We start from the raw sequence: 26267 nt of genomic DNA, 5'->3' as shown, positions 1-26267 counted from the left end.
TCTCAAATGACACCGGTGACAACAATCCGGTGATGACGGCCTCGAAAGGCCGCGACCTTGAAAGGGAGGGAAACGATGTTCGCGCAATCGCGCCGCGCCGCCATGGGCGCTTCCAGCACTTCAATCTTCGCTCTGATCGCCGCCGCCGGCCTCGCCAGTGCGGCCCACGCTCAGGATCAGGCGCCAGCCGCCGCTCCGGCGCCGGCGGACTCGACCGTCGCCGAGGTGGTCGTCACCGGCTATCGCGCCTCGTTGCAGAGCGCGTTGAATCTAAAGCGCACCTCGAACGTGATGGTCGACGCCATCAACGCCGAGGACATCGCCGACTTCCCCGACGCCAACCTGGCCGAATCGTTGCAACGCCTGCCAGGCGTCTCGATCGACCGCGACAACGGCGAAGGCCGCACCATCACCGTTCGCGGCCTGGGCAGCGACTTCACCCGCGTGCGCCTGAACGGCCTGGAAGCCCTGTCGACCGCCGGCTCGAACGACTCCGGCACCAGCCCGAACCGCTCGCGCGGCTTCGACTTCAACACCTTCGCCTCGGAGCTGTTCAGCTCGCTGCGCGTGCAGAAGACCGCCTCGGCCGAGACCGACGAAGGTTCGCTGGGCGCCACGATCGACCTGATCACCGGCCGCCCGCTGAACTTCAAGGGCCGCCGCCTGGCCCTGTCGATCCAGGACGCCTACTACGAGGCCGGCGGTCACCACAATCCGCGCGGCGCGGGCCTGATCTCGGACCGTTGGGAGACCAACTGGGGCGACTTCGGCGCGCTGTTCTCGGCCGCCTACAACAAGCGCAACTCGACGATCGACAGCTATCTTCGCGCACCCGGCCAGTCGGACTACACCTATCGGGGTTCGACCTTCGCCACGACACCGACCCAGACCGCCGGCCTGCAGCGCCAGGGCTTCGCCGCGCCGATCGGCACGGCGTGCAACGCGATCGTCACCATGAACGTGACCAACCCGGCGGCCTGCGCGGCCATGGTCGGGTCCAATCCGGCGGCTTACGCGCTGATCAACAGCCCGCAGGGCCGGGACCTGACTTCCGGCGCGCCAGGCTCGTTGGTGCGCATCCCGGCTCTGCCGTCGCTGAACCAGCAGCAGTTGGAGCAGGACCGCTTGGGCCTGACGGGTTCGGTGCAGTGGCGCTCGCCCGACTCCAAGACCACGGTCAGCATCGATGGCGTCTATTCGCGGTTCTACAACAACTCCGAGAACTTCCAGATCAGCCTGGTCGGCCTGAACCGCAACAACACCAACGCCACCTATAACAACGCCAACGCCTCAACGAGCGTGGCCAACAAGCGCGGCCTCTACAACACCTGTACGGCGCGCGATGCGACGGCCATCGTGGACGCGATCGACTGCGGTCAGCAGCTGGGCGGCGGGGCGCTCGTGCCGGGGATGGCGTTCAGCTACAACCCCAACAATCTCGAGCCCTACGATTACTACAACAATCCCGCGTCGGTCGGTTACGTGCCGATCTCGGCCAGTAATCCGTTCGGCCTCGGCCTTCGCGACGCGATGATCGGTCGCCCGTCGGTCCGCCTGATCGACGCCAAGCTCAGCCCCAGCGGCGCCAACGCCGACTATCTGAAGCTGGGCAATGTCGATGTGCGCTCGGCCGATGATCAGCAGGTCTACACGACCTTCTTCCAACAGGGCTCGATCAACATCGAGCACGAGTTCACCGATCGCCTCAGCGTCAAGGCCGTCTATGGCCGGTCGCGCTCGGTCAACAAGAGCACTGGCCTGCTGGCCGACTACATTCGCCTGGATAGCGGCCAGGGCGTGCCCGGCAACGACTACATCGTCTACGACGAACGTGGCGATGGCGACATGCCGCTGATCAACCTGGGCTTTGATCCAGCCAATCCGGCCAGCTGGGACTTCGTGAAGAACTATTCGGCTCTGCGCATCTATCGCCGCGTGGCCGACAACCATTACGAGGGCGGGCGCTTCGACCTGGCCTACGACCTGGACGACGACAACACCGTCAAGGTCGGCGTCTCGCGCCGCAAGTACAGCTTCTTCACAACCCAGTTCCAGCGCACGGTCGGTGAGACGCTGAATCCCTCGTTCAAGGAGGCCAACAGCTCGGTCGCGGCCACCAGCCGCCTGATCGAATATGGCAAGCTGCTGGATCTGCCGGAGGGCACGGCCACCTCGTTCCTGGCCCCGGACAACGCCAAGTTCGCGGCCCTGTTCGGCTTCGACTGCAACTGCGTCAACAAGTGGGGCGACTGGCGGACCTCGGCCCTGGCCAGCCCGGCCAACACCTATGGCGTCGACGAGACCGACACCGGCGCCTATGTCCAGTTCGACTTCAACACCCAGCTGTTCGACCGCACTCTGCGCGGCAACATCGGCACGCGCTACGCCCTGACCGAGCTTGTCTCCAGCGGCCTGACCAATACGGCCCGCCCGATTTCGGCCGAGAACAAGTATCACGACATCCTGCCGTCGATGAACGTGGCCTACGAACTGTCGGACAAGATGATGGTCCGCTTGGGCGTGGCCGAGGTGATGGCGCGTCCGCTGCTGGGCAACCTGGCGCCGTCGATCACCGCGTTTAGCGCTCCGAGCACCACGGGTTCGACCTCGGGCGGCACGATCACCCTGGGCAACCCGCAGCTCAAGCCGTTCCGGGCCGTCAACTACGACCTGTCATTCGAGTGGTACTTCGCCAAGGGCGCGTTGTTCTCGGCGGCGATCTTCGACAAAGAGATCAGCAGCTTCCCGCAGACCGTGATCAGCTCGGGTACGCTGTCGTCGATCCTCAGCGAAGAGGCCATCGACCAGCTCCGCGCCACTCAGATCCCGGCCACGGGCTCGCCTTCGGCGGCCCAGCTAGCGGCGTTGAACTACATCAACACTCAGTCCTTCGACATCCGCCAGTTCCGCGACGCGCCGGGCGGCTATATCCGCGGCGTCGAGTTCAGCTACCAGCAGAACCTGACCTTCCTGCCGTGGTTCCTGGACAAGCTGGGCGTTCAGGCCAACTACACCCACCTGGAATCCGAGCTGAACTACATCATCGACCCGGGCGCCCTGGCCACGGCGACGGCGGCGGCCCGTCCGCGCATCGTCTCGCCGGGCCCATTCACCGGCGCTTCGCCGGACGCCTTCAACTTCACCGTCTACTATGACGCCAAGAAGTGGTCGGCCCGCGTCTCGACGGCCTATCGCGCCAAGTACTTCACCCAATACCCGATCGCCTCGGGCACCTGCGATCCCGGCGTCTGCGACTCTCCGCTGGTCAACGACTTCGTCGGCAGCGAGGCGACCACCAATGTCGATGCCTCGTTCAGCTACAAGTTCAACTCGAACATGTCGTTCAGCGTCGAGATGCTGAACCTGACGAACCAGCCCAGCAACCGGTTCGGCTACGCCAAGGATCCCGTCATCACCGCCTACAGCGCCTCGGGCCGACAGTTCTTCGTCGGCTTCCGGGCGACGTTCTAGGCCAGAGACCACCTCCTCCCGAGGTGACAACTAGGGCGGCGCGGGTCCTTCCCCAGCGCCGCCCGCTCTTCTTCCGGAGCAGCAGTCCATGCGTTTGAAGGCTCTAGCCGTCGCGGCCGCCCTGGCGATCATTCCGCTCGCCGCCCAGGCCCAAACTTCGGGAAGCCAGACCGCCGAGCCCACGCCACCCAAGTTCAAGGCGATCAAGATCGTCCTGGTCGGCGACTCGACCACGGCGGTCCTGGGGGGATGGGGCCCCAGCTTCTGCGGCTGGCACGTGACCTCGTTCGCCGCCTGCATCAACCTGGCGCGCGGCGGGCGCTCCAGCGGCAACTACCGCGCCGAGGGCTCGTGGGCGTTGGCGATGGACGAAATCAAGTCGGGCGGGTTCACCGATACCTACGTCCTGATCCAGTTCGGTCACAACGACCAGCCGGGCAAGCCGGGCCGCTCGACGGACTTGGTCACCGAATTCCCGGCCAACATGAAGCGCTATGTCGAGGAGGTGAGGGCGGCCGGCGGCAAGCCGATCCTGGTCACGCCCCTGACGCGCCGCCAGTTCAAGGACGGCAAGCTGCTCGACGACCTGGGGCCCTGGGCCGACGCGGTGCGCAAGGTGGCGGTGGAGACGCAGACCCCCGTCGTCGACCTGCACGCTCGCAGCCAGGCCGCCGTCCAGGCCATGGGCCCGGTCGAGGCCATGAAGTTCGCCCAGCGTCCGCCGCCGCCCGAAGTGGTCGAGGCGGCCGGCAAGACGGGCACGACGATCAGCGCCGCTCCGCCGGCCTCCGCGACGCCAAGCGCCTCGCCGGCGGTCCAGAACAATGCCGCCGTCGAGCCGATGGGTCAGGCCAAGCTATCGTTCGACTACACCCACCTCGGCGTTGTCGGCGCCGACTATTTCTCGGCGATCGTCACTGACGAACTCTCGAAGTCCGTGCCGGGTCTACGCCGCTATCTGATCCCCTAGGTTTAGTCTTGCTATCCGCATGCAAAATCCATTTTAAATATGAAAATTGCCGCGAGCCGGGCGAATGCCGGCGGCGGGATAGCATGAGGAAACGGACATGGAAGCGACCCGCAGAACAGCCCTGAGCGCCATGGGCGGCGCGTCGCTTTTGGCGGCGTCGATCGGTTCGGCCCGGGCCGCCACGCCCAAGGTTACGCCGCAGCGCCTATGGTATCGCCAGCCAGCCAAGGAGTGGGTCGAGGCCCTGCCGGTCGGCTCGGGCAAGCTTGGGGCGATGGTGTTCGGCGGTGTCGCGGCTGAGCGGCTGCAACTGAACGAGGATACGCTTTGGGCGGGCGGCCCCTATGATCCGGCCAATCCCGAGTCCCTGGCGGCCCTGCCGGAGATCCGCCGCCTGATCGACGCGGGCGAGTACGCCAAGGCGACGGAGCTCGCCGACGCCAAGTTCCTGGGCGTTCCCAAGCGGCAGATGTCCTACCAGACGATCGGCGACCTGAAGCTGGACTTCCCCGGCCTGGCCGAAGCGGGCGCCGACTATGTCCGCGACCTCGACATCGACGGGGCGATCGCCACCACCAGCTTCACCGCGAAAAGCGTCCGCTATCTGCGCGAAGTGATCGGCAGCGCGCCGGACGGTGTGATCGCGGTGCGCCTGACCGCCAGCCGCAAGGCGTCGATCAGCGTCGATCTGAGTTTCGCCAGTCCGATGAAGTCCAAGCCGGTTACGACGGTCGACGGAACGTCGCTGGTGCTAACGGGCGCCAACGAGAGCCAACAGGGCGTTCCCGCCAAGCTGAGTTTCGAGTGTCGCGTCGAGGTTCGCGCCAGGGGCGGCCAAGTGGTGGGGCAGGGTGACAAGCTTTCGGTGAAGGGCGCGGACGAAGTGCTGCTGCTGATCGCTGCGGCCACCAGTTATCGCCGCTATGATGACGTCTCGGGCGATCCGGCCGCCCTGAACAAGGCGACTCTGGCCAAGCTGGCCGGCAAGCCTTGGACGAAGATCCTGGCCGAGCATCAGGCCGATCACCGAAGCCTGTTCCGCCGCGTCGGCGTCGACTTTGGCCGTACTCGCGCCGACCTGCTGCCCACCGACGAGCGGATCCGGCAATCGCCGACGACCGACGATCCCTCGCTGGCGGCGCTCTATTTCCAGTACGGCCGCTACCTGCTGATCGCGTGCTCGCGCCCGGGCAGCCAGCCGGCCAACCTGCAGGGCATCTGGAACGACAAGACTTCGGCCCCCTGGGGCGGCAAGTACACGATCAACATCAACACCGAGATGAACTACTGGCCGGCCGAGCCGACCAACCTGCCGGAACTGGTCGAGCCGCTGATCGCGCTCGTTCAGGACATCGCCCGCACCGGCGAGCGAACGGCGAAGGTCATGTATGGCGCGCGCGGCTGGGTCGCCCACCACAACACAGACCTGTGGCGCGCCACCGCGCCGATCGACGGCGCCAAGTACGGCGTCTGGCCGACGGGCGGCGCCTGGCTTTGCAAGCACGTCTTCGACCACTACGACTACAATCGCGACCCGGCCTATCTGGCTCGCGTCTATTCGCTGATGAAGGGCTCGGCGCGTTTCTTCCTCGACACCCTGGTGGTCGACCCGAAGTTCGGCGTGCTGGTCACCAACCCGTCACTCTCGCCCGAGAACAACCACAGCCAGGGTACGTCGCTGGCCGCCGGCCCGACCATGGACCAGGCGATCGTCCGCGACCTGTTCGACAACTGCCTGAAGGCCGAGGTGATCCTCGGCGCCGACAAGGCCTTTGTCGCCGAGCTAAAGGCGGCTCGCGACAAGCTGGCGCCCTACAAGATCGGCAAGGACGGCCAACTGCAGGAGTGGCAGGAGGATTGGGACGCGACCGCCGAAGATCTCCATCACCGGCACGTCTCGCACCTGTACGGCGTCTTCCCCTCGGACCAGATCGAGGTCGACACCACGCCCAAGCTGGCGGCGGCGGCCAAGACCTCGCTGCTGACGCGCGGCGATCTCGCCACCGGCTGGGCCATAGCCTGGCGTCTAAACCTGTGGGCGCGGCTGGGCGACGGCGATCACGCCCACGATGTGCTGAAGCTGCTGCTGGGCCCCGAGCGGACCTATCCGAACATGTTCGACGCCCATCCGCCATTCCAGATCGACGGCAACTTCGGCGGAACCTCCGGCATGACCGAGATGGTTCTGCAGAGCCGCAACGGGCGCATCTACCTGCTGCCCGCCCTGCCGTCGGCCTGGCCGACGGGCCAGATGACGGGGCTGCGGGCGCGGGGCGCGGTTGGCGTCGACGTCCGCTGGGCCGGCGGCAAGCTGATGGAGGCGGTGCTGACCGCCAAGCTCGACGGCCGCCACACCGTGGTTCACGCGGGATCGACGCTGGAGGTTGAGATGAAGAAGGGCCAGAGCGTTCGCCTCGTCGCGCGCGGCGGCGCCCTGGCGCGCGCATGATCGGCAAGCGCGCCTTTCTCGCTCTGCTGCTGGCCACGGCCCTGACTGACGTCGCGGCCGCCGCGACCCTGAAGGTCGGGCCCAAGGCGGCGTACACGACCCTGACCGCGGCGATCGAAGCCCTGCCGGCCCACGGTGGGACGATCGAGCTGCAGCCTGGCGAGTACCGGGAGAAGGTCACGGTCGCCAAGCCGAACGTTCGCCTGATCGGCAAGGGCGCGCGGCCGCAGGATGTCGTGATCGTCTGGAGCGACGGCGCGATCACGGCGGGCGGGACCTTCAAGTCGTTCACGATGAACGTGTCGGGCGACGGCTTCCGAGCCAGGAACCTGACGATCCAGAACGACTATCACTTGAAGGATCCGCGCCCCTCCCAGGCCGTGGCCCTGGCTATCACCGCCGATCGCGCCGTGCTGGAGAAGGTGCGGCTGCTGGGCGCCCAGGACACGCTCTACGCCGCCAGCAAGAAGGACAAGCCGAGCCGGCAGTACTTCAAGGACTGCTATGTCGAGGGCCACGTCGACTTCATCTTCGGCGACGCCAAGGCGTTCTTCGATCGCTGCAAAATCCACGGCATCGCCCATGAGAGCGTGATGTTCACGGCCCAGAGCAAAGTGCGGCCCGACCAGGACAGCGCCTATGTCTTCGACCGCTGCCTGATCACCGCCGACCCGAACGCCAAGGGGATCTTCTTGGGCCGGGCCTGGCGGCCCTACGCGACAGTGATCTTTATGCGCTCGCGCATCGAGGCGGCGTTGGATCCGGCCGGCTGGCGCGAATGGACGCCAGGCAAGACCGACACCCTGTCGACCGCGACCTTCGCCGAATACGCCTCGACCGGTCCGGGGGCGAGTCCGACGACCCGCGAGCCACGCACTAAGCAATTGACCGCCGAGCAGGCCAAGGCCTGGGACCGCAAGATCTTCCTGGCGGGCACGGACGGCTGGAAACCCTAGAGACAGAGTGCCCGATGCGTATCGACCGCCGCAGCTTCCTGACCACCAGCCTCGGCGTCGCCGCCGCCACGAGCCTGACACCCGCCGTCGGTGTCGCGGCCGAGCCGTCGCTGGCCATCTCCGACGACGGCTGGCGGCTGTGGATCGACCAGGGCGCGGCCTGGAAGGACGACCTCATCCACCTGCCCGGCGCGTTCGATCTGGCCAAGCTGCCGATCAATCCGCCGACCGGCGGCTGGAACGCACTGGCGTCGGGCGAGGCGATTACCGTCAAGCTGCCGACAACTGTCGAGGAGCACTTCTGGGGCAAGTTCGGCACGCGGCCCTACGGTCCCGACGAGTACCGCTACGCCGAGGACGACGACGTTCCGCGCTACGGCGCCTACAAAGGCGTTTCGTGGTGGAGCAAGGCCATCGACATCCCGGCCTCGGCCAAGGGGCGGCGGGTGCTGCTGAACATCCGCGGCGCGCGCCTGCGGGCCGAGGTTTTCCTGAACGAGGTGCTGGTCGGCTATTCGATCATGTCGGAGCTGCCGATCAGCTGCGACCTGACCAAGGCCATGCGTCCCGGCGAGGTCAACCGCCTGGCGATCCGGATTACTAATCCCGGCGGTCGCTTCGACTGGCGCGACTCCACGACGATGATGTGGGGCAAGCTGAAGCTGTTCGCCTCGCACGGCTTTGGCGGCCTGGATCGCGGCCTGACACTCAGCGTCCATCCCCACGAGGCGCGCATCGACGACGCCTGGGTGCTGAACACGCCCGAACCGCGCAAGGTCACCGGCTACATGGAGGTGGTGCTCGACAAGCCGCTGCCGAAGTCCGGTCTCGACAAGCTGAAGGGCAGGGCGGCTGTCGAACTCATCGATGACGCTGGCGCGTTCGTCGCCGCCACCTCTACGATCGAGACCGTCGAGGCGATCGACGAGCATCGCCTGCGGGTCCGCTTCACCGTCTCCGCTCCGACGGCCAGGCTCTGGGACCTCGGCGCCCCCGTCCTGCACCGTCTGCGCTTCCGCTGGAGCCAAGCCAAGGGCGCGGTCGACACCCGCGAGGTCCGCTTCGGCTTCCGCTGGTTTGGGGTAGAGGGTGTCGGAACCGACGCCTTGCTGCGCCTGAATGGTCGCCGCACGCGGCTCTACTCGGCGATCTCGTGGGGCTATTGGGGCTTCAACGGCTTGTGGCCGAACCCGGAGTTGGCCAAGCGGGAGGTGACCTCCGCCCACGCCCTAGGCCTCAACACGCTGCATTTCCACCGCAACGTCGGCAAGCCCGAGGTGTTCGACGCCATGGACGAGATGGGCCTGCTGCGGGTCATGGAGCCCGGCGGTGGCCGTCACGCCATCGGGCGCGACCTCAAACCCGGTGAGAGCCTGTCGGCCGCCGACACGTTCAGCCGCGACTTCATGCTCGAGAAGTGCAGGGCCATGGTCCGCGCCTTCCGCTCGCGGCCGTCGCTGGTCCAGTACACTCTGCAGAACGAGATCGGCGCGAACCTGGCCAATCCCGACGTGCAGATCGTGCTGAAGGCCATGCACGACCTGGATCCCAGCCGGGCGGTCGTGCTGAACGACGGCTTCGTCAAGCGTGGCGCGGCTCAGGCGATGTACCTGCCGTACAGCGATCACTACTACCGCTCGGACGTCGAGCCATGGGGCGGCTGGTGGGTCGAGCATCAGGGCGCCGGCGACCAGTGGTACGACAAGTTCTATAGGTCCAAGGACGACTACATCCACCAGCAGAAGGGCAAGCCCTTCATCGTCGAGTTCGGCGAGATGCAGGGCTGCGCTACGGCCGACAATCACGAGGCCATGGTCGTCGAGATCCTGGCCAACGGCGGCAAGAGCTACGACCTGCAAGACCACAAGGACATCGTCGCGGCGACCAACAGCTACCTGGAACGCTGGGGTTTCAAACCGGCCTTTCCGACCAGCGAGGCGCTGTTCCTGTCGGTGGGGCGCAAGGTCTACGAGTCCTGGCGCAACTATCTGGAAAACATCCGCCTGGGCGAGACGGTGGACATCGCCTGCGTCTCCGGTTGGGAGAGCACCTCGATCGAGAACCATTCCGGCGTCGTCGACAACCTGCGCGGCTTCAAGGCGGATCCGACGCTGATGAGCCAGGCCTTGCGGCCGGTCATGGCGATCGCCAAACCCCAGGCCCTGGCCTATGCGGCCGGCGAGAGCGCCGAGCTGGATCTCTGGTTCTTTAACGACACGGGCAAGCCCGCCACCGGGGAGCTGGTGCTCAGCCTGGTGGGGCCCGGCGGCGAGGTCGAGATCCTGGGCCGCTGGCCGGTTCCACCGCAGTCGCAGGACCAGTTCAGCTACCTGGTCGCCGAGAGCGTCCGCACGCCGGCCCTGACCCGCGAGGGGCTGAACAGGATCCGCATCGCCATCGGCGACGTCGTCTCCGATCGCGAGATCTGGGTGACGGCCGCGGCGCCCAAGCCGGCCAAGCCGATCCGTCTCGGCGTCTCCGGCATCGCCAGGAGCCTGCGTGAGCAGCTGTTGGCCGTGCCCGGCGTGGTGATCGACGACTTCAAGCCGGGCGTCCGCTACGCCGGTATCGTCGCCTCGGGCCTGAAGACCGACGAGATCGTCCGCCGCCAGGTCGGCGAGCAGACCGGTCTCGAAGCCCAGCCCAAGAAGGGCGAGAAGCCGGTCGTGGTCCTGGGTGAATTGCCGCCCGAGGTGCTGGCCGCCGTGAAGGCCGGGGCGCCGCTGCTCGCCATGGTCCAAGAGGACGGTCTGGCCGACGGCGTGGCCAAGCAGCTCTCTGCCCTGGGCCTCTTCGACTATGCCGGCCAAGTCGGCGGCCTACGGGCGCCGTGGATGGGCAACTGGAACTATGTACGCGCCCATGCCACCTTCGCCGGCCTGCCGGCCGACATGGCCATGAGCGTATTGCACCAGGTCGAGGGTCAGCCCTCGAACGGCCTGGTCATCGACGGACAAGGCGTCGAGGTCGTCGCCGCCTACAGCCGGGACCACGACCGCAAGAACGGCGCGGCTAGCTTTATTGCTCGCCAGGACAAGGCGCGCGTTCTCGTCCACCGTCTGCCGGACATGGCCAAGCCGCTGCAGCAGCGCTGGCTGGCCAACGCCGTCGCCTGGCTGGCGACCGGCGCTTGAGGAGGAATTCGATGCTCACCCGACGCGACACCTTTCTGGCCGCCGCCCTCGTGGCGACGCCGGGCCTTGGTCTTGCCGCGCCGCGCAAGCCGGTGTTCGAGCGCCTGGGCTGGGCGGCCAAGACGCCCGGCGGCGACGGCGGCAAGGTCATTCGCGTGAAGACCTTGGCTGGCGGTGGTCCGGGCTCTCTGCGCGAGGCGGTCGCGGCCAAGGGCCCGCGCACCATCGTCTTCGACATTGGCGGCGTGATCGATCTGGCGCGCCACAGCATCAAGGTCATCGAGCCCTTCCTGACCATCGCCGGCGAGACCGCGCCGTCGCCCGGGATCACGTTGATCAAGGGCAGCCTGGCCATCGAGAGCCACGACGTGATCGTCCGTCATATCCGCGTCCGGGCCGGCCGCGACGGCGAGCCCTCGAAAAGCGGCTGGGAGGTCGACGGCATCACCTGCTGGAGGGCCCACGACGTCATCGTCGACCATTGCTCGACCAGCTGGGCCACGGACGAGAACCTGTCGGCGTCCGGACCGCGCTTCGAGGGCGGCGAGGATCCAGCCAAATGGCGGGACGGGACCTCGCACCGGATCACCTTCAGCAACAACATCGTCGCCGAGGGTCTGTCGAACGCCAGCCACGTGAAGGGCGAGCACTCCAAGGGCAGTCTGATCCACGACAACGCCTACGAGGTGCTGATCGTCGGCAACCTCTACGCCCACAACCGCGAGCGCAACCAACTGTTCAAGGGCGGGGTCGAGGCGGTGACTGTCAACAACCTGATCTACGACCCCGGCACGCGCTGCATGCACTACGCGCTGAACGCTTCGGAGTGGGTGGGCCACGCGTGGCGCAAGGGCCAGTTGGCCATCGCCGGCAATGTCGTGCGGGGCGGCGCCTCGACACGTCCTGACCTGCCGTTTCTGATCGTCGAGGGGCAGGGGGATCTGGATCTCTACGCCTTCGACAATCCAGCCCATTACGCCAACGGGAGCGAGATGCCGCCGGTGCGGATCCTCAACACCAATCCATTCCCCAAGATCACGCACCTGGCCAAGCCGCCGTTCTGGCCGGAGGGGCTGAAGCTGAGGCCCTCCAGCCAGGTCGAGGCGTATGTCCTGGCCAATGCCGGGGCGCGGCCCTGGGACCGCGACGCAGTTGATCGTCGGATCGTCCGCGAGGTGAAGGCCGGGACGGGCAGGGTGATTGACGACGAACAAGAGGTCGGCGGCTATCCGAAGGTCTAGGCGGGAACCTTGTCCAAAAAGCCGGTCACCACGCGCAGGCGGCCTTTATCGAGGATGCCGAAGTCCGTGCCCTCGACCAGGCCTTCGCCGCCAGCCGGACCCAGGGTCCAGGAGAAGCGGACATGGGCGCCGTAGCCGTCCGGCTTGCCCGCCAGGTTGAAGCGGAAGCCGGGGAATTGCTGGTGGACGCCGGCGATCAGGGCGTCGATCTGGGCGCGGCCTTCGCCGGCCATCATCGGGTCGACATAGCGGGCGTCATCGGTCCATAGGGCGGTCAACAGATCGGCGCGGCGGGTCTGATCGGTCTCGTTCCAGCTGTCGATATAGCGTTGGGCGATCTGTGCGGCGTCGGTCATGGCGGGTCTCCAAGGAAGCGCCTGGCGTCTCCAGGCCCGTCCTTGATGCCTCGGCCGGCGAGGCGGCGCGATTACGCGCCAGGTAATGCTTGTAGGTCAGGCCTTGCGGCAAGTGAGCCGGTCGCCGACCACCATCGGCGCGCCGTTCCGCGAGATCCGCCATTCGACGACCATCGTCGCCGGATCCTGGCGGATGAAGGCGAAGGCCTCCTCGGGCTCGGCGGCGTCGCGCAGGCGGGTCCACACCCACTGGTCGCCGATCCAGCCCTCGGAGCGATACCAGCGCATGCCGCCGTTCGAGGCGATGCCGGCGCGATAGGTCTTGCCGTCAGGCGCCTGGGCCCAGGTCTCGGTGGCGGCGTAGCGACCGGGCGGCCGGTCCAGATGGTCCTTGACCAAGGCGCCGCTGCGCGGGTCGACGCGAAAGGCGATGTCGGAGGCAAGCGGCCGGTTCGAGGGCAGGAAGGCCCCTTCGCAGCTCCAGGCGCCTTCGAAATAGGTCCACGGCGACGGCGCGGGATCGGCCAATAGGGCGGCCGAGGCGAGGAAGAGAGCAAGCATGAACACACCGAACGCGGTTACGTGGGAAGCTTAACTGGTGACGCGCACCGCGATCGCAACTCCGGCGTCGCGAGATGGCGCATCGGCCAGCTTCCGGCTAAGACGCGGGCATGCTGCGTATTTCGGAATTGAAGCTGCCGCTCGGCCATCCGCCGGAGGCCATGGCGCCGGCCATTGTCGAGCGCCTCGGGATCACCGCCGAGGATCTGCTGACCTATCAGGTCGCCCGCCGCGCTCATGACGCGCGCCGCAAGGCCGCGATCCTGATGGTCTATTCGGTCGACGTGACCTTGCGCGAGGAGGCCGAGGTTCTGGCGCGCTTCGCCGGCGACCATCATGTGCGCCCGACGCCAGACACCGAATATCGCTTCGTCACCCGAGCGCCGGAAGCCTATGCAGGTCCGCGTCCGGTGGTGGTCGGCGCGGGGCCTTGCGGCCTGTTCGCCGGCCTGATCCTGGCTCAGATGGGCCTGAAGCCGATCATCCTGGATCGCGGCAAGGTCGTGCGTGAACGCACCAAGGACACCTGGGGCCTGTGGCGACGCAGCGAGCTGAACCCGGAGTCCAACGTCCAATTCGGCGAAGGCGGGGCGGGGACTTTTTCCGACGGCAAGCTCTACAGCCAGATCAAGGATCCGCGCCATCTGGGCCGCAAGGTGCTGGCCGAGTTCGTCAAGGCCGGCGCGCCCGAGGAGATCCTGACCGAGGCCCACCCCCACATCGGCACCTTCCGTCTAGTGACGATGGTCGAGAGCATGCGCGAGACCATCGAGGGGCTCGGCGGCGAATATCGCTGGCAGCATCGCGTCGACGAAATCGACGTCCAGACGGCGGCGGACGGTTCGCGCAAGGTGCGTGGACTGAAGCTGTCGACGGGCGACTATCTGGAGGCCGAGCACGTGGTGCTGGCCGTCGGTCACAGCGCCCGCGACACCTTCCAGATGCTCTATGACAAGGGCGTCCACATCGAGGCTAAGCCCTTCTCGATCGGGGTGCGGATCGAGCACCCGCAGTCGTGGATGGACAAGGCCCGCTTCGGGACCTGCGCCGGTCACCCGGACCTGGGTGCGGCCGACTACAGCCTGGCGCATCACTGCAAGAACGGCCGGACCGTCTACAGCTTCTGCATGTGCCCGGGCGGCACGGTGGTGGCGGCGACGTCGGAGCCCGGCCGCGTCGTCACCAACGGCATGAGCCAATATTCGCGCAACGAGCGGAACGCCAATTCCGGCTTCGTGGTCGGCATCGATCCCGAGCGCGACTATCCCGGTCATCCGCTGGCCGGCGTCGAGTTCCAGCGTAAGTGGGAGAGCCTGGCCTATGTGGCGGGGGGCTCCAGCTATCAGGCGCCGGGCCAGAAGGTCGGCGACTTCATGGCGGGCCGGCCCTCCACGGAACTCGGTGAGGTGGCGCCTTCCTACAAGCCGGGCGTGACGCTGACGGACCTGTCGGCCTGCCTGCCGGCCTTCGCGGTCGAGGCCATGCGCGAGGCGCTGCCGGTGTTTGGCCGCCAGATCGCAGGCTATGACCATCCGGACGTGATCCTGACCGGGGTCGAGACCCGGACCTCCTCGCCGGTGCGGATCACCCGCGGCAAGGACTTCCAAAGTCTCAACACCGCAGGCCTCTATCCGGCTGGCGAGGGCGCGGGCTACGCTGGCGGCATCCTCTCGGCGGCCGTCGATGGCATCAAGGTCGCCGAGGCGGTGGCGCAGACCTATGTGGCCGAGGGCCTGATCCCCGCGACGGCCTGACGGCCGCCGCAGGGCGATCGGTCTATTCGGCCGGTTCGGGAACCTGGGCCAGGGTGGGGTAGTCGGTATAGCCCTTGCCGTCGCCGCCGTAGAAGGTGGTCGGGTCGGGAGCATTCAGCGACGCGCCGGCCTTCAGGCGCTCCACCAGGTCGGGGTTGGCGATAAAGGCCCTGCCGAACGCGACCGCGTCCGTCTTGCCGGCTGCGATCGCGGCGTTGGCGCTGTCGCGGTCGAACTTCTCGTTGGCGATATAGACCCCGCCGAACGCCGCCTTCAGGGCCGGGCCCAGGCTGTCGGCCGCTTCGTGCTCACGGGCCGAGATGAAGCTGATCTTGCGCTCGCCCAGCGCCTTGGCGACATAGCCGAAGGTGGCTGGCAGGTTGCTGTCGCCCATCGAGTGACCGTCGGCGCGCGGCGCCAGGTGCACGCCGACGCGATCGGCGCCCCAGACCGAGATGGCCGCGTCGGTCGCCTCCAGCAGCAGGCGCGCGCGGTTTTCGATCGGACCGCCGTATTGGTCGGTCCGCTGGTTGGAGCCGTCCTGCAGGAATTGATCGAGCAGGTAGCCGTTGGCGCCGTGCAGCTGCACGCCGTCGAAGCCGGCGGCCTGCGCGTTCTCGGCGCCCTGGCGGAAGGCTTCGATCACGCCGGCGACTTCCTCGGTCGAGAGGGCGCGAGGCGTGGGGTAGGGGCGTTCAGGGCGCAGCAGGCTGACATGGCCTTTGGCGGCGATGGCGCTGGGGCCGACCGGGGCCTCGCCGTTCAGGTGCGACGGATCGGAGATGCGGCCCACATGCCAGATCTGCATGAAGATGCGGCCGCCCTTGTCGTGCACCGCCCGGGTGATCTGTTTCCAACCTTCGGTCTGTTCCTTGGACCAGACGCCGGGCACGCCGGGATAGCCGACGCCTTGCGGGCTAACGGGCACGCCCTCGGTAATCAGCAGGCCCGCCGAGGCGCGCTGGGCGTAGTGCTCGGCCATCAGGGCGTTCGGGATCTGGCTCGGACCGGCGCGCAGCCGGGTCAGCGGCGCCATGACGACGCGGTTGGGCAGGTTGAGATCGCCGACACGGAGCGGGTCGAACAGGGTGGGCATGCGAGACTATCCCTCAAGGGGCGCCGACCCTCCGTCGGCGTCTGTGAAGCTATCTGGGTAGTGAGTTTTCTATCGCAACCGCAACAGGCTCTGATTTCGTCTGAAGGCGAGTGTTCAAAATCTGAAAGGCGAAGCGCCGCGAGTCGATCTCATGGCGCGGCGACGAGCGCTTTTTGAGCAACTGGGACGAGATTGGGCGCTCGCGATCCGTCAGCAGCCCTGGACGACGCGCCGCGTTCGGATGATCGAAACGCGGAATTTGCGTGCAGAGCGCTGCTTTGGCCTGCTTTGCTGCTGTGCAAAACAGCGTCGTTTGTGCGTTGCGGCGGCCGCGAACGCGGTTTTGCGATTGCCGGTTCGCCCCCTCGGCCGCCTCCTGATCTCGACACGGGGGACAACGACGTTCCCCGTTGGCTCGTAAGGGCCGCCGGCGGCGCTGTAGCCGTCTGGCAAGCTTGGACAACGACGTCCGGAGAGACCGCTGCGCGTGGTCTCGCCGGGCGTTTTTTTGTTTTGGCCTTAGGGGATGAAGGCATGAAATCCGTACGATTTATGCTGCACTGCGGTGCGGCACTGAGCGCGCTTGCCTGGAGCACGGCCGCCTTGGCGCAAACCGCGCCGGATCCGGCGCCGAAACCCGCCGAGGAAGCGGCCGCGGAGCCGGCCGCCGAGGCCGCGCCTGAGCCGCCGCCGCCCGCTCCGCCGCCGACGATCAGCGACCAGATCGGGGCGGGCAAGCTGATCCTGGAGGTGCGGGCGCGCTACGAGAACGTTGATCAGACCCGCACGGCCACCCTGCGCGACGAGGCCAACGCCTTCACCGTTCGCACCCGCTTTGGCTGGGAAACCGCCGAGTTCAAGGGCGTCAAGGGCCTGATCGAGTTCGAGGACGTCCGCCAACTCGGTTCCGAGCATTATGCCGTCAACGTACCGGGCGTGGCGACCGCGCCGCTGAACGGCGCCGACAAGGCCCGCTATCCGATCGTCAACGACCCGGACGTCACCGAGCTGAACCGCGCCCAGCTGACCTGGACGCCCAGCGCCGCCCTGCAGGTCACGGCGGGCCGGCAGCGCATCCTGCTGGATGACCAGCGCTTCGTGGGCAATGTCGGCTGGCGCCAGGACGAGCAGACGTTCGACGCCATCCGAACCGACGTGGCCCTGGGACGCTTCAAGGCGACCTACGCCTACGTCACCCATATCAACCGGGTTCTGGGCGAGCTGCGCGACTGGGACAGCGACAGCCACCTCTTCAACGCCACCTGGTCGCCGGCCGAGGCGCTGCGCGTGCAGGGCTTCGTCTACGCGCTCGACTTCGGCAACTCGGCGGCCAACTCGTCGATCACCAAGGGCGTCAAGGCTTCGGGCAAGACCTGGCTGGGTCTCTATCAGCTGGCCTACAACGCCACCTACGCCAAGCAGTCGGACTACCGCCACAACACGCCGAACTTCGAGCTCGACTATTACGGCGCCGACCTGGCCGGGACCTTCGACATCTACACGGTCAAGGTGTCCTACGAGTCGCTGGAAGGCGACGGGACGCGTGGCTTCACCACGCCGCTGGCCACCACCCACGCCTTCAACGGCTGGGCCGACGCCTTCGTCTCGCCGGGCGGCAACAAGAGCTTCGTCGACGGCCTCGAGGACCTGAACCTCAGCCTGAACGTCAAGCCACGCTTCCGCCGGACCTACTTCTTCAACAGCGACATCGTGGTCCGCTATCACGACTTCGACGATCAGCGGACCGGCGCCGACCTCGGCCACGAGTGGGACGTCCAGTTCACCGCCGCGATCACCACCAAGCTCTCGATCCAGCTGAAGTACGCCGACTTCCAGCGCGTCACGACCGTGCCCGTCGGCACGGCGACGCCGCCGGCCGCGCGGACCAAGGCCTGGTTCACCCTCGAATACAAGTTCTAGCCGACAGGACGCATGACCATGAGCAAGACCGACATGACCAAGTCCGGCCTGACGCGCCGTCACGCCTTGATCGGCGCCGCCGCCACCGTCGCCGCCGCCAAGGCCGCGTTCCCGGCCGGGGCCCACGCCGCCGGCGCCGGCCCCGAAGTGGCCAAGGCTCGCCTGGGCTTCATCGCCCTGACCGACAGCTCGCCGGTGATCATCGCCAAGGAGCGCGGCCTGTTCGCCAAGTACGGCCTGCCCGACCTCGAGGTGGTCAAACAGGCCTCGTGGGCCGCGACCCGCGACAACCTGGTGCTGGGCTCCGAGCGAGGCGGCATCGACGGTGCGCACATCCTGTCGCCGATGCCCTATCTGATGACCACCGGGGCGGTGACCAACGGTGTGCCGACCCCGATGTATATCCTGGCTCGCCTGAACACGAACGGGCAGGGGATCTCGGTCGGCAATGACCTGAAGAGCGTCCAGGTCGGCCTGAACAGCGCCGGGGCCAAGGCCAAGTTCCAGCAGATGAAGGCGGCGGGCAACATCGCCAAGGTCGCCATGACCTTCCGCGGCGGCACCCACGACCTGTGGGTCCGCTACTGGTTGGCGGCCGGCGGGATCAATCCCGAGACCGACGTCGCCACCATCGTGATCCCGCCGCCGCAGATGGTGGCCAACATGAAGGCCGGCACCCAGGACGCCTTCTGCGTGGGCGAGCCGTGGAACGGTCAGCTGGTCAATCAGCATGTCGGCTACACCGCCTGCCTGACGTCCGAGCTGTGGATGAACCACCCGGAAAAGGCGCTGGGGATGCGCGCGGCCTGGGTCGACAAATATCCTCGCGCCGCCCAGGCGATCACCGCCGCCGTTCAGGAGGCGCAGCTGTGGTGCGACAAGGCCTCGAACCTGCCGGCCATGTGCTCGATCGTCTCCGGACGCCAGTACATCAACGTGCCGATGGGCGACATCCTGCCCCGCCTGCAGGGGACTGTGGACTACGGCGACGGCCGGACGCTGAAGAACTCGCCGCACCGGATGAAGTTCTGGGCCGACAACGCCAGCTTCCCGTTCAAGTCCCACGACCTGTGGTTCCTGACCGAGGACGTGCGCTGGGGCGTGCTGCCGCAGAAGACCAACACCAAGGCCCTGGTCGACAAGGTCAACCGCTCGGACATCTGGCGCGCGGCGGCCAAGACCATCGGCCAGAACGGTCCGGCCGGCGACAGCCGCGGCGTCGAGCGCTTCTTCGACGGCAAGGTGTTCGATCCGGCCAATCCGGGCGCCTACCTGGCCAGCCAGCCGATCAAGAAGCTGGTCTGAGGGGAGGGCGCGCCGTGACCTATCCCAAGCCCTCGTTCAGCCAAGCGACGCCGGCGCCCGCGCCGGTCGCCGCCGCGCCGACCGCGCCTCCGCCGGCCAAGTCGCTGTTCCTGCCGGAGCTGGGCCGCCGCGCCAAGGCGGTGGCCGAGACGGTGATCCCGCCGCTGCTGACCCTGCTGGTGGCGCTCGCCATCTGGCAGGCGGTCATCGGCGACTCCTATACGGGCCTGCCGTCGCCCAAGCAGGTCTGGACGGACTCGAAGGACCTGATCCTGCACCCGTTCTACGACAACGGGGGCGTCGACAAGGGTCTGGCTTGGCACGTGTTCACCAGTCTGAAGCGGGTGGGCGTCGGCTTCTCGATCTCGGCCGTCTGCGGAATCCTGCTGGGTGTGTTCGTCGGCTCGAACCGCTGGGCGCACCGAGGTCTGGATCCGATCTTTCAGGTCCTGCGCACCGTGCCGCCGCTGGCCTGGCTGCCGATCTCGCTGGCCGCCTTCCACCAGGCCCAGCCCTCGGCCCTGTTCGTGATCTTCATCACCTCGATCTGGCCGATCATCATCAACACCGCCGTCGGCGTGCGGAACATCCCCAGCGACTATGTCAACGTCGCCAAGGTGCTGCGCCTGTCGCCGGTCGAGTACTTCTTCAAGATCCTGCTGCCGGCGACCACGCCCTATATCTTCACGGGCCTGCGGATCGGCATCGGCATGAGCTGGCTGGCCATCGTCGCCTCGGAAATGCTGCTGGGCGGCGTCGGCATCGGCTTCTTCATCTGGGATCAGTACAACGCCTCGCGGATCGCCGACATCATCGTGGCCCTGGCCTGGGTCGGCGTCACGGGCTTCTTCCTCGATCGCCTGGTGGCCCTGGTCGGTCACTTCGTCTCGCGCGGCAGCGCCGCTAGCTAGAGAGTCATGCACATGGCCAAGGCCTATCTTTCCATCGAGAACGTCGGCGTGACCTTCACCAAGGGGGCCGCCCGCAGCGAGGTTCTGACCGGCATCGACCTGAAGGTCGAAAAGGGCGAGTTCGTCTCGATCATCGGCCACTCCGGTTGCGGCAAGTCCACGCTACTGAACGTGGTGGCGGGCCTGACCCCCGTCACCACCGGCGCGGTGATCCTGGACCGGCAGGAGGTCAACGCCCCCGGTCCGGACAGGGCTGTGGTGTTCCAGAACCACTCGCTGCTGCCCTGGCTGTCAGTACGCGAGAACGTGTCACTAGCGGTCGACAAGGTGTTCGGCCGGACCAAGTCGGCCGCCGAACGTCGTGACTGGACGCTGCACAATCTGGATCTGGTCAAGATGGGCCACGCCTTGGACAAGCGCCCGTCCGAGATCTCTGGCGGCATGAAGCAGCGGGTCGGCATCGCCCGGGCCTTGGCCATGGAGCCCAAGGTGCTGCTGCTGGACGAGCCGTTCGGGGCGCTGGACGCCCTGACCCGCGCGCACCTGCAGGACAGCGTCATGGAGATCCACGCGGCGCTCAAGAACACCGTGCTGATGATCACCCACGACGTCGACGAGGCGACCCTGCTCTCGGACCGCATCGTGATGATGACCAACGGCCCGCGTGCTCGTGTCGGCCAAATTCTGGACGTCGCGCTACCTCGTCCGCGCGACCGCCTGGCCGTGGCCGAACATCCGACCTACGTCCACGCCCGGGCGGCGGTGATCGAGTTCCTGTACGCGCGCCGAGCAGCCTAGCTAGTCCGTTTTCAGCTCGCCAAGCATCGTCGGGATCAATTCGGACACCGTCGGATGGATATGCACCGCCCGTTGGATCACCGTGTAAGGCGCCTTGGCGTACATCAGGTCGAGCATGCCGTGGATGGCCTCGTCGCCGTTCAGGCCCAGGATGGCGGCGCCGAGGATCTGCTTGGTCTCGGCGTCGATCACCACCTTCATGAAGCCCTGGGTCTCGCCCTTCTCGACGGCGCGGCCGACGCGGGTCATGGGTCGCTTGCCTACCAGCAGCGGGCGGCCGGTCGTTCTGGCTTCCGCCTCGGTCATGCCGACCCGTCCCAGCGGCGGATCGACGAACAGGCCATAGCAGGTGATGCGGTCGCTCACGCGGCGGGGATCATCATCCAGCAGGTTGGCGGCGATGATCTCGAAGTCGTTGTAGGCCGTATGGGTGAAGGCGCCTTTGCCGTTGCAGTCGCCCATCGCCCAGACGCCCGGGACATTGGTGCGCAACTGGTCGTCGACGACGATGTAGCCGCGCTTGTCGATCTCGATCCCGGCGGTATCGAGCCCCAGGTCGTCGGTATTGGGTCTGCGGCCGACGGCCAGCAGCACATGCGAGCCGGTCACCTGCGGCGCGCCGGCCTCGCAGGTGACATGGGCGCAGACGCCGCCGTCATGGCGAGCGAAGCGGATGCACTCGGCGTTCAGGCGGACGGTGATCCCCTCGGCCTCCAGGATCTCGCGGATGGTGTCGGAGATCTCCGGATCCTCGCGGCCGATCAGACGTGGCCCCATCTCGATGACGGTCACCTGGCTGCCGAAACGTCGGAACATCTGGGCGAACTCCAGCCCGATATAGCTGCCTCCGACGATGACCAGGTGTTCGGGCAGCGTATCCAGCTGCATCATGTCGACATTGGTCAGGTAGGGAACGTCGCCGATCCCCGGCATGTCGGGGACATTCGCCCGGCCGCCGACGTTCAGGAAGATCTTCGGCGCCGTCAGCAGGTCGTCGCCCACCCGAACCGTGTCGGCGCTCTCGAAACGGGCATGGCCCTGGATCACCGTAATGCCCGGCATGCCGCGCAGCCATGTCTCGACATTGCCGCGGGCGGTGCGAACCACGGTCTGCTGGCGTTCCTTGACCCGCTTCATGTCGACGCCGACAGGACCATTCAGAACGACGCCATAGTCGGCGGCGCGACGGGCCAGATGGGCGGCATAGGCGCTGGCCACCAGGGTCTTGGTCGGCATGCAGCCGGTGTTGACACAGGTCCCGCCGAAGTCCTTGCGCTCGATCATCGCCACGGTCTGGCCGGCGGCGGTCAGGCGGCCGGCCAGAGACGGACCGGCCTGGCCGGCGCCGATGATGATGGCGTCGAACGCGCGCGCCTCGCTCATCGGGCCAGGGCCACGATCAAAAGCGCCCCGCCGACGGCGACCACGTCCTCGATCAGGGCGGCCGGTTGGTCCTTGCCGAACAGCTTGGCCAGCCGCGCGCGCGCCTCGGCGCCGCCGAACGTGCCGAGCACCGCACCGACGGCGCCGATGACCGCGCCGCGCAGCCAGTGGCCGCTCGGCATCATCAGCGTCGCGCCGCTGAACGCGCCGGTCAGGACACGGGTGATGAACTGCACCGGAACCTTGCGGCTGGGAGTCTTGGGCAATTGGTCGGCGACCAGTTCCAGCGCCGCCAAAGCGGTCAAGACGAGGACGGGGATCACGCCGCCCAACCAGACCAGGGGAAAGCCCGCCAGCGGCAGCCAGCCCAGGCGCGCGGCCCAGGCGACCGCCGCGGGCGCCGTCATGGCGCGCAAGCCGGCGATCACGCCGATCAACAGGGCGAACAGGTAGAGGGACATGACAGGCTCCGCTTCATCTCGTGTCGCCAGATCTGGCGCGAGCCGGGAGGACAACGCAAGGTCGATCGCTGTTCTTGCACGTTCCGATGGCGCTGGGCGGCGGCGGGACGCCTCCGGCGGCAAGGTCTTGCCGGTCTGGCGGCGCGCGCGGCAGTCCCGCGCCGTCATCGTTCGCTCTCGGGCAGAGCTTGCCGTTTCGCTCAAGGAATGGTCGTCGGCGCCTGGTTTCTGCGCAATCTTCAGAGTGGGCGCCCCTGGCGGGGGAAAGTTTCCCGCCCATCGCGCCGCCCTGCGTAGGACGAACGCGATGCGGGTGCTTGTCATTGATCCAGATACCGCGCGCGCCGCGCTCGTGGCCCAGGGGCTGGAGGGCGTGCAACCGCTCGAAGTCCGCCGTTCGGCGGTCTACGACGAGGCCGAGGTCATGGCCTTCGCGCCGGACGTGGTGGTGATCGCCGCCGAGAGTCCCGACCGTGACACGCTGGATAGTCTGCAGGAGTCCAGCCAAGGCCATCCGGTGGTGATGTTCGTCGACAGGTCCGAGCCGGGCCTGGCCGAGCAGGCGGTACGGGCCGGGGTCGCGGCCTATGTCGTCGACGGTCTGGCGCCCAATCGCGTGCGCTCGATCCTCGACGTGGCCATGAGCCGCTTCGCCCTGACCCAGCAGCTGCGCGGCGATCTGGCCAAGGCCAAGGCCGACCTGGAATCGCGCAAGACCGTCGAGCGGGCCAAGGGCCTGCTGATGAAGGAGCGCGGCCTGGACGAGGACGGCGCCTATCGCCTGCTGCGCAAATTGGCCATGGACCGGGGCAAACCGATCGGCGCCGTGGCCGCCGACCTGCTGGCTTTCGCCGGAGTGCTGAAGGGGGACGGCGCGTGAGCGGCCTTTCCGATTTGCGTCTCGGCTTCATTCCGCTGACCGATTGCGCGCCCCTGGCCGCGGCCCAGGCCCTGGGCTTCTTCGAGGAAGAAGGGCTGAACGTCGAGCTGATCCGCGAAGCCTCATGGGCCACGATCCGCGACAAGGTCGCCGTCGGCCTGCTGGACGGCGCCCACATGCTGGCTCCGATGGCCCTGGCGGCGACGATGTCGGCTGGCGCGGGCGGCCAGGGCGCGATCCTGGCGCCCCTGGCGCTGAACCAGAACGGCAGCGCCGTCACGGTGTCGATCGCCTTGGCCGAGGCGATCCGCGCGGTCGATCCAGACGCCCTGGCGCGAACGCCGGTGACCGCCGCGCCGCTGGCCAAGGTGATCGCGGAGCGGCGTGCGCGCGGGCAGGGACCGCTGACCTTCGCCGTGGTCTTCCCCTATTCGATGCACAACTACCTGCTGCGCTATTGGCTGGCGCAGGGGGGGATCGATCCGGACCGCGACGTGCGCCTGGTGGTCACTCCGCCGCCGCGCATGGTCGAGCAGATGCATGCGGGCGCCATCGACGGGTTCTGCGTCGGCGCCCCCTGGAACGTGGTGGCCGAGACCGGCGGCGTCGGCCGAATCCTGATCGCCGCCTCGCAGTTCTGGCCCGGTGGTCCCGACAAGGTGCTGGGCGTCACGACCGAGCTCGCGACCCAGCGACCCGACGAACTGCGCGCCTGCCTGCGGGCGGTTATGCGCGCCGCGGCCTGGGCCGACGAGGCCGAGAACCGCGAGACGCTGATCGAACTGCTGGCCCGGCCCGATCGCATCGGCGCGGCGCCGGCCGCGATCGGCCGGGCGCTGGAGAGCGAAATCGTCTTCCACCGCGACGCGGCGGGCCTGCCGCGTCGCGAGCACGGCCTCTGGTTCCTGTCGCAGATGACCCGCTGGGGGCAGATCGGCGCCGAGCACGATCTGCAGGCTCTGGTCGACCGGGTCTATCGCCCCGACCTCTATCGCGAGGCGGCCCTGTCGCTGGGGCCGATTCTGGAGCCGGCCCTGGCCTTCGCCGACGCCGCTGGACCGGCCGAGGCGCGACTGTTTGACGGCCGAGCGTTCGATCCGAAGGCCGCGCGCGCCTACGCCGCCGCCTTCGATATCCATCGCGGCTAGCCAGACCTGCACGCTTCCTGGGCGCCGCTCGTGCATAAATGCTGAGCAAGTGTGCGTCGCAAACATCGGCGGCGCCGCAGCGCGGCATGGGCCGTGACATGACGCCCGTCACCCGTCTTCAATAGCATCAAGGCCACCGAACAACGGCGTTCGCGGCTGCCAGAGGACCGCTCGGATGCGGTCACCCGTCCGGGGCGACGACGCCCCGCTCTCGCAGACACGCAGACATCCGAGGCCGACATGCTCTCCCGCGACTTCCTGAAGGCCGGCCATGCGCCGACCCTGTTCGCCGCCTTCCTGTACTTCGATCTCAGCTTCATGGTCTGGGTGATCCTGGGTCCGCTGGGCGTCGCGATCGCCAAGGACTTTCACCTCGATCCCGCCCAGAAGGGTTTGATGGTCGCCATCCCGGTCCTGGCCGGCGCCGTCCTGCGCCTGGTCAATGGCGTGCTGGTCGACCGGATCGGGCCGAAGAAGACCGGCATGATCGGCCAGCTGATCGTTCTGGCCGGGCTGGTGCTGGCCTGGGCCGTCGGCATTCACAACTATCATCAGGTGCTGGCCCTGGGTGTGATCCTGGGTGTGGCGGGCGCCTCGTTCGCCGTCGCCCTGCCGCTGGCCTCGCGCTGGTATCCGCAGGAATATCAGGGTCTGGCCCTGGGCATCGCCGGCGCCGGCAACTCAGGCACGGCCCTGGCCGCCCTGTTCGCGCCGGCCCTGGCCAAGGCGTTCGGCTGGCAGACCGTGATCGGCCTGGCCGCCATTCCGCTGGCGCTGGCCTTCGTCGTCTACATGCTGCTGGCCAAGGATGCGCCGGAGCAGCCCGCGCCCAAGAAGCTGGGCGAATATCTCGATGTCCTGAAGGTCCCGGACGCCTGGTGGCTGATGCTGCTGTACGGCGTGACCTTCGGCGGCTTCGTCGGCCTGGCCTCGTCGCTGACCATGTACTTCAACTCGGAATACGGCTTGGATCCGGTTATCGCCGGCTTCTTCACCGCCGCCTGCGTCTTCGCCGGTTCGTTCATCCGTCCGGTCGGCGGCGCCCTGGCCGACCGCTTCGGCGGGGTGCGCACCCTGAGCTTCGTCTACATCCTGGCCGCGGCCGGCATGGCGGTCGCCAGCTTCCAGCTGCCGTCGCCGTTCGTCGCCCTGGCCGTGCTTCTGTTCTCGATGCTGGCCCTGGGCGCCGGCAACGGCGCTGTGTTCCAGCTGGCCCCCCAGCGGTTCCGCAAGGAAATCGGCGTCATGACCGGCCTGATTGGCATGACCGGCGGCATCGGCGGCTTCTACCTGGCCTCGACCCTGGGCATGGCCAAGAAGATGACCGGCTCCTACCAGCCCGGATTCCTCGGCTTCGCCGCCCTGGCGATGTTCGCCTTCCTGGCCCTGCACGGCCTCAAGGCTCGCTGGCGCGCCGTGTGGCCGACCCTGCATGGCGACGCCGCCACCGTCCGCGTCTGATCCTCCCGCTTC

General features: G+C 67.5%; 19 protein-coding genes. 14 read left to right on the top strand and 5 right to left on the bottom strand.

Annotation, left to right across the window (positions count from 1 at the left end):
* Nucleotides 1-75 precede the first annotated feature (75 nt).
* The 6 genes from ASC70_RS16415 (at nt 76) to ASC70_RS16390 (ending at nt 12221) form a co-directional block, all read left to right on the top strand.
* Nucleotides 76-3471 carry a TonB-dependent receptor gene (locus ASC70_RS16415; RefSeq protein ID WP_056051902.1) on the top strand — a complete coding sequence of 1132 codons (3396 nt, stop codon included), beginning with the start codon at nt 76-78 and terminating at the stop codon, nt 3469-3471.
* A gap of 88 nt (nt 3472-3559) precedes the next feature.
* Entirely contained in the window at nt 3560-4441 is an 882-nt protein-coding gene (locus ASC70_RS16410; RefSeq protein WP_056051899.1) for a rhamnogalacturonan acetylesterase, read from the top strand.
* A gap of 97 nt (nt 4442-4538) precedes the next feature.
* Nucleotides 4539-6890, top strand: coding sequence for a glycoside hydrolase N-terminal domain-containing protein (locus ASC70_RS16405; protein ID WP_056051896.1), 2352 nt, complete (start codon nt 4539-4541; stop codon nt 6888-6890).
* Entirely contained in the window at nt 6887-7846 is a 960-nt protein-coding gene (locus tag ASC70_RS16400) for a pectinesterase family protein (RefSeq protein WP_082539754.1), read from the top strand. The genes ASC70_RS16405 and ASC70_RS16400 overlap by 4 nt, the downstream gene beginning before the upstream one ends.
* Nucleotides 7847-7860: 14 nt before the next feature.
* Nucleotides 7861-10980, top strand: a complete 3120-nt coding sequence (locus tag ASC70_RS16395; RefSeq protein ID WP_056051893.1) for a glycoside hydrolase family 2 — start codon at nt 7861-7863, stop codon at nt 10978-10980.
* Between the two features lie 11 nt (nt 10981-10991).
* Nucleotides 10992-12221, top strand: a complete 1230-nt coding sequence (locus ASC70_RS16390; RefSeq protein WP_056051890.1) for a polysaccharide lyase family 1 protein — start codon at nt 10992-10994, stop codon at nt 12219-12221.
* On the opposite strand, the gene ASC70_RS16385 is transcribed toward ASC70_RS16390, so the two are convergent.
* Together ASC70_RS16385 and ASC70_RS16380 are read right to left on the bottom strand one after the other, a co-directional pair.
* A complete protein-coding gene (locus tag ASC70_RS16385; protein ID WP_056051887.1) occupies nt 12218-12577 on the bottom strand; it encodes a nuclear transport factor 2 family protein in 360 nt (119 codons plus the stop codon). The two genes, ASC70_RS16390 and ASC70_RS16385, sit on opposite strands and share 4 nt — an antisense overlap.
* A gap of 96 nt (nt 12578-12673) precedes the next feature.
* Nucleotides 12674-13138, bottom strand: coding sequence for a hypothetical protein (locus tag ASC70_RS16380; protein WP_156396237.1), 465 nt, complete (start codon nt 13136-13138; stop codon nt 12674-12676).
* A 110-nt stretch (nt 13139-13248) separates the two neighbouring features.
* Between ASC70_RS16380 and ASC70_RS16375 the strand changes: the two genes are divergently transcribed.
* The gene (locus ASC70_RS16375) at nt 13249-14892 is read left to right on the top strand and encodes an NAD(P)/FAD-dependent oxidoreductase (RefSeq protein ID WP_056051880.1); all 1644 of its coding nucleotides are present in this window, start codon (nt 13249-13251) and stop codon (nt 14890-14892) included.
* A gap of 22 nt (nt 14893-14914) precedes the next feature.
* On the opposite strand, the gene ASC70_RS16370 is transcribed toward ASC70_RS16375, so the two are convergent.
* Nucleotides 14915-15988: an alkene reductase gene (locus ASC70_RS16370; protein WP_056051877.1), complete on the bottom strand. Its 1074-nt coding sequence runs from the start codon at nt 15986-15988 to the stop codon at nt 14915-14917.
* 534 nt (nt 15989-16522) lie between these two features.
* Here ASC70_RS16370 and ASC70_RS16365 point away from each other — a divergent pair.
* The 4 genes from ASC70_RS16365 to ASC70_RS16350 are packed head-to-tail and all read left to right on the top strand — an operon-like array spanning nt 16523 to nt 20922.
* Nucleotides 16523-17908 (top strand): alginate export family protein, encoded by a 1386-nt coding sequence (locus ASC70_RS16365; RefSeq protein ID WP_082539753.1) that lies wholly within the window; start codon nt 16523-16525, stop codon nt 17906-17908.
* Nucleotides 17909-17920: 12 nt separating this feature from the next.
* Nucleotides 17921-19213 carry a CmpA/NrtA family ABC transporter substrate-binding protein gene (locus ASC70_RS16360; RefSeq protein WP_056051873.1) on the top strand — a complete coding sequence of 431 codons (1293 nt, stop codon included), beginning with the start codon at nt 17921-17923 and terminating at the stop codon, nt 19211-19213.
* A gap of 14 nt (nt 19214-19227) precedes the next feature.
* Nucleotides 19228-20124, top strand: a complete 897-nt coding sequence (ntrB, locus tag ASC70_RS16355) for a nitrate ABC transporter permease (protein ID WP_056051871.1) — start codon at nt 19228-19230, stop codon at nt 20122-20124.
* A 12-nt stretch (nt 20125-20136) separates the two neighbouring features.
* Entirely contained in the window at nt 20137-20922 is a 786-nt protein-coding gene (locus ASC70_RS16350) for an ABC transporter ATP-binding protein (RefSeq protein WP_056051867.1), read from the top strand.
* On the opposite strand, the gene ASC70_RS16345 is transcribed toward ASC70_RS16350, so the two are convergent.
* Together ASC70_RS16345 and ASC70_RS16340 are read right to left on the bottom strand one after the other, a co-directional pair.
* Complete coding sequence (locus ASC70_RS16345; protein ID WP_056051864.1) at nt 20923-22305, bottom strand: FAD-containing oxidoreductase; 1383 nt, start codon at nt 22303-22305, stop codon at nt 20923-20925.
* Entirely contained in the window at nt 22302-22766 is a 465-nt protein-coding gene (locus ASC70_RS16340; protein WP_047405270.1) for a DUF4126 family protein, read from the bottom strand. Before ASC70_RS16340 ends, ASC70_RS16345 begins: the two co-directional genes overlap by 4 nt.
* Nucleotides 22767-23073: 307 nt before the next feature.
* Here ASC70_RS16340 and ASC70_RS16335 point away from each other — a divergent pair, with 307 nt between their 5' ends.
* The 3 genes from ASC70_RS16335 to ASC70_RS16325 all read left to right on the top strand — a co-directional run bounded on the left by ASC70_RS16335 (nt 23074) and on the right by ASC70_RS16325 (nt 26255).
* Nucleotides 23074-23646: an ANTAR domain-containing response regulator gene (locus tag ASC70_RS16335; protein WP_047405272.1), complete on the top strand. Its 573-nt coding sequence runs from the start codon at nt 23074-23076 to the stop codon at nt 23644-23646.
* Complete coding sequence (locus tag ASC70_RS16330; protein WP_056051861.1) at nt 23643-24794, top strand: CmpA/NrtA family ABC transporter substrate-binding protein; 1152 nt, start codon at nt 23643-23645, stop codon at nt 24792-24794. The genes ASC70_RS16335 and ASC70_RS16330 overlap by 4 nt, the downstream gene beginning before the upstream one ends.
* 240 nt (nt 24795-25034) lie before the next feature.
* On the top strand, nt 25035-26255 hold the full coding sequence (locus ASC70_RS16325; RefSeq protein WP_056051860.1) for a NarK/NasA family nitrate transporter: 1221 nt from the start codon (nt 25035-25037) through the stop codon (nt 26253-26255).
* Nucleotides 26256-26267: the final 12 nt, after the last annotated feature.

The sequence above is a fragment of the Caulobacter sp. Root343 genome (assembly GCF_001425745.1).
GTDB lineage: Bacteria > Pseudomonadota > Alphaproteobacteria > Caulobacterales > Caulobacteraceae > Caulobacter.
This window is presented reverse-complemented; position numbering and strand designations above follow the sequence as displayed.

Bases quoted from the DNA above. Each gene is read 5' to 3' on its own strand.
- ASC70_RS16340 (WP_047405270.1), bottom strand. From the start codon at position 22,766: ATGTCCCTCTACCTGTTCGCCCTGTTGATCGGCGTGATCGCCGGCTTG.
- ASC70_RS16385 (WP_056051887.1), bottom strand. From the start codon at position 12,577: ATGACCGACGCCGCACAGATCGCCCAACGCTATATCGACAGCTGGAAC.
- ASC70_RS16400 (WP_082539754.1), top strand. From the start codon at position 6,887: ATGATCGGCAAGCGCGCCTTTCTCGCTCTGCTGCTGGCCACGGCCCTG.
- ASC70_RS16350 (WP_056051867.1), top strand. From the start codon at position 20,137: ATGGCCAAGGCCTATCTTTCCATCGAGAACGTCGGCGTGACCTTCACC.
- ASC70_RS16395 (WP_056051893.1), top strand. From the start codon at position 7,861: ATGCGTATCGACCGCCGCAGCTTCCTGACCACCAGCCTCGGCGTCGCC.
- ASC70_RS16410 (WP_056051899.1), top strand. From the start codon at position 3,560: ATGCGTTTGAAGGCTCTAGCCGTCGCGGCCGCCCTGGCGATCATTCCG.
- ASC70_RS16370 (WP_056051877.1), bottom strand. From the start codon at position 15,988: ATGCCCACCCTGTTCGACCCGCTCCGTGTCGGCGATCTCAACCTGCCC.
- ASC70_RS16375 (WP_056051880.1), top strand. From the start codon at position 13,249: ATGCTGCGTATTTCGGAATTGAAGCTGCCGCTCGGCCATCCGCCGGAG.
- ASC70_RS16325 (WP_056051860.1), top strand. From the start codon at position 25,035: ATGCTCTCCCGCGACTTCCTGAAGGCCGGCCATGCGCCGACCCTGTTC.
- ASC70_RS16335 (WP_047405272.1), top strand. From the start codon at position 23,074: ATGCGGGTGCTTGTCATTGATCCAGATACCGCGCGCGCCGCGCTCGTG.
- ASC70_RS16405 (WP_056051896.1), top strand. From the start codon at position 4,539: ATGGAAGCGACCCGCAGAACAGCCCTGAGCGCCATGGGCGGCGCGTCG.
- ASC70_RS16390 (WP_056051890.1), top strand. From the start codon at position 10,992: ATGCTCACCCGACGCGACACCTTTCTGGCCGCCGCCCTCGTGGCGACG.
- ASC70_RS16365 (WP_082539753.1), top strand. From the start codon at position 16,523: ATGAAATCCGTACGATTTATGCTGCACTGCGGTGCGGCACTGAGCGCG.
- ASC70_RS16415 (WP_056051902.1), top strand. From the start codon at position 76: ATGTTCGCGCAATCGCGCCGCGCCGCCATGGGCGCTTCCAGCACTTCA.
- ASC70_RS16345 (WP_056051864.1), bottom strand. From the start codon at position 22,305: ATGAGCGAGGCGCGCGCGTTCGACGCCATCATCATCGGCGCCGGCCAG.
- ASC70_RS16360 (WP_056051873.1), top strand. From the start codon at position 17,921: ATGACCATGAGCAAGACCGACATGACCAAGTCCGGCCTGACGCGCCGT.
- ASC70_RS16380 (WP_156396237.1), bottom strand. From the start codon at position 13,138: ATGCTTGCTCTCTTCCTCGCCTCGGCCGCCCTATTGGCCGATCCCGCG.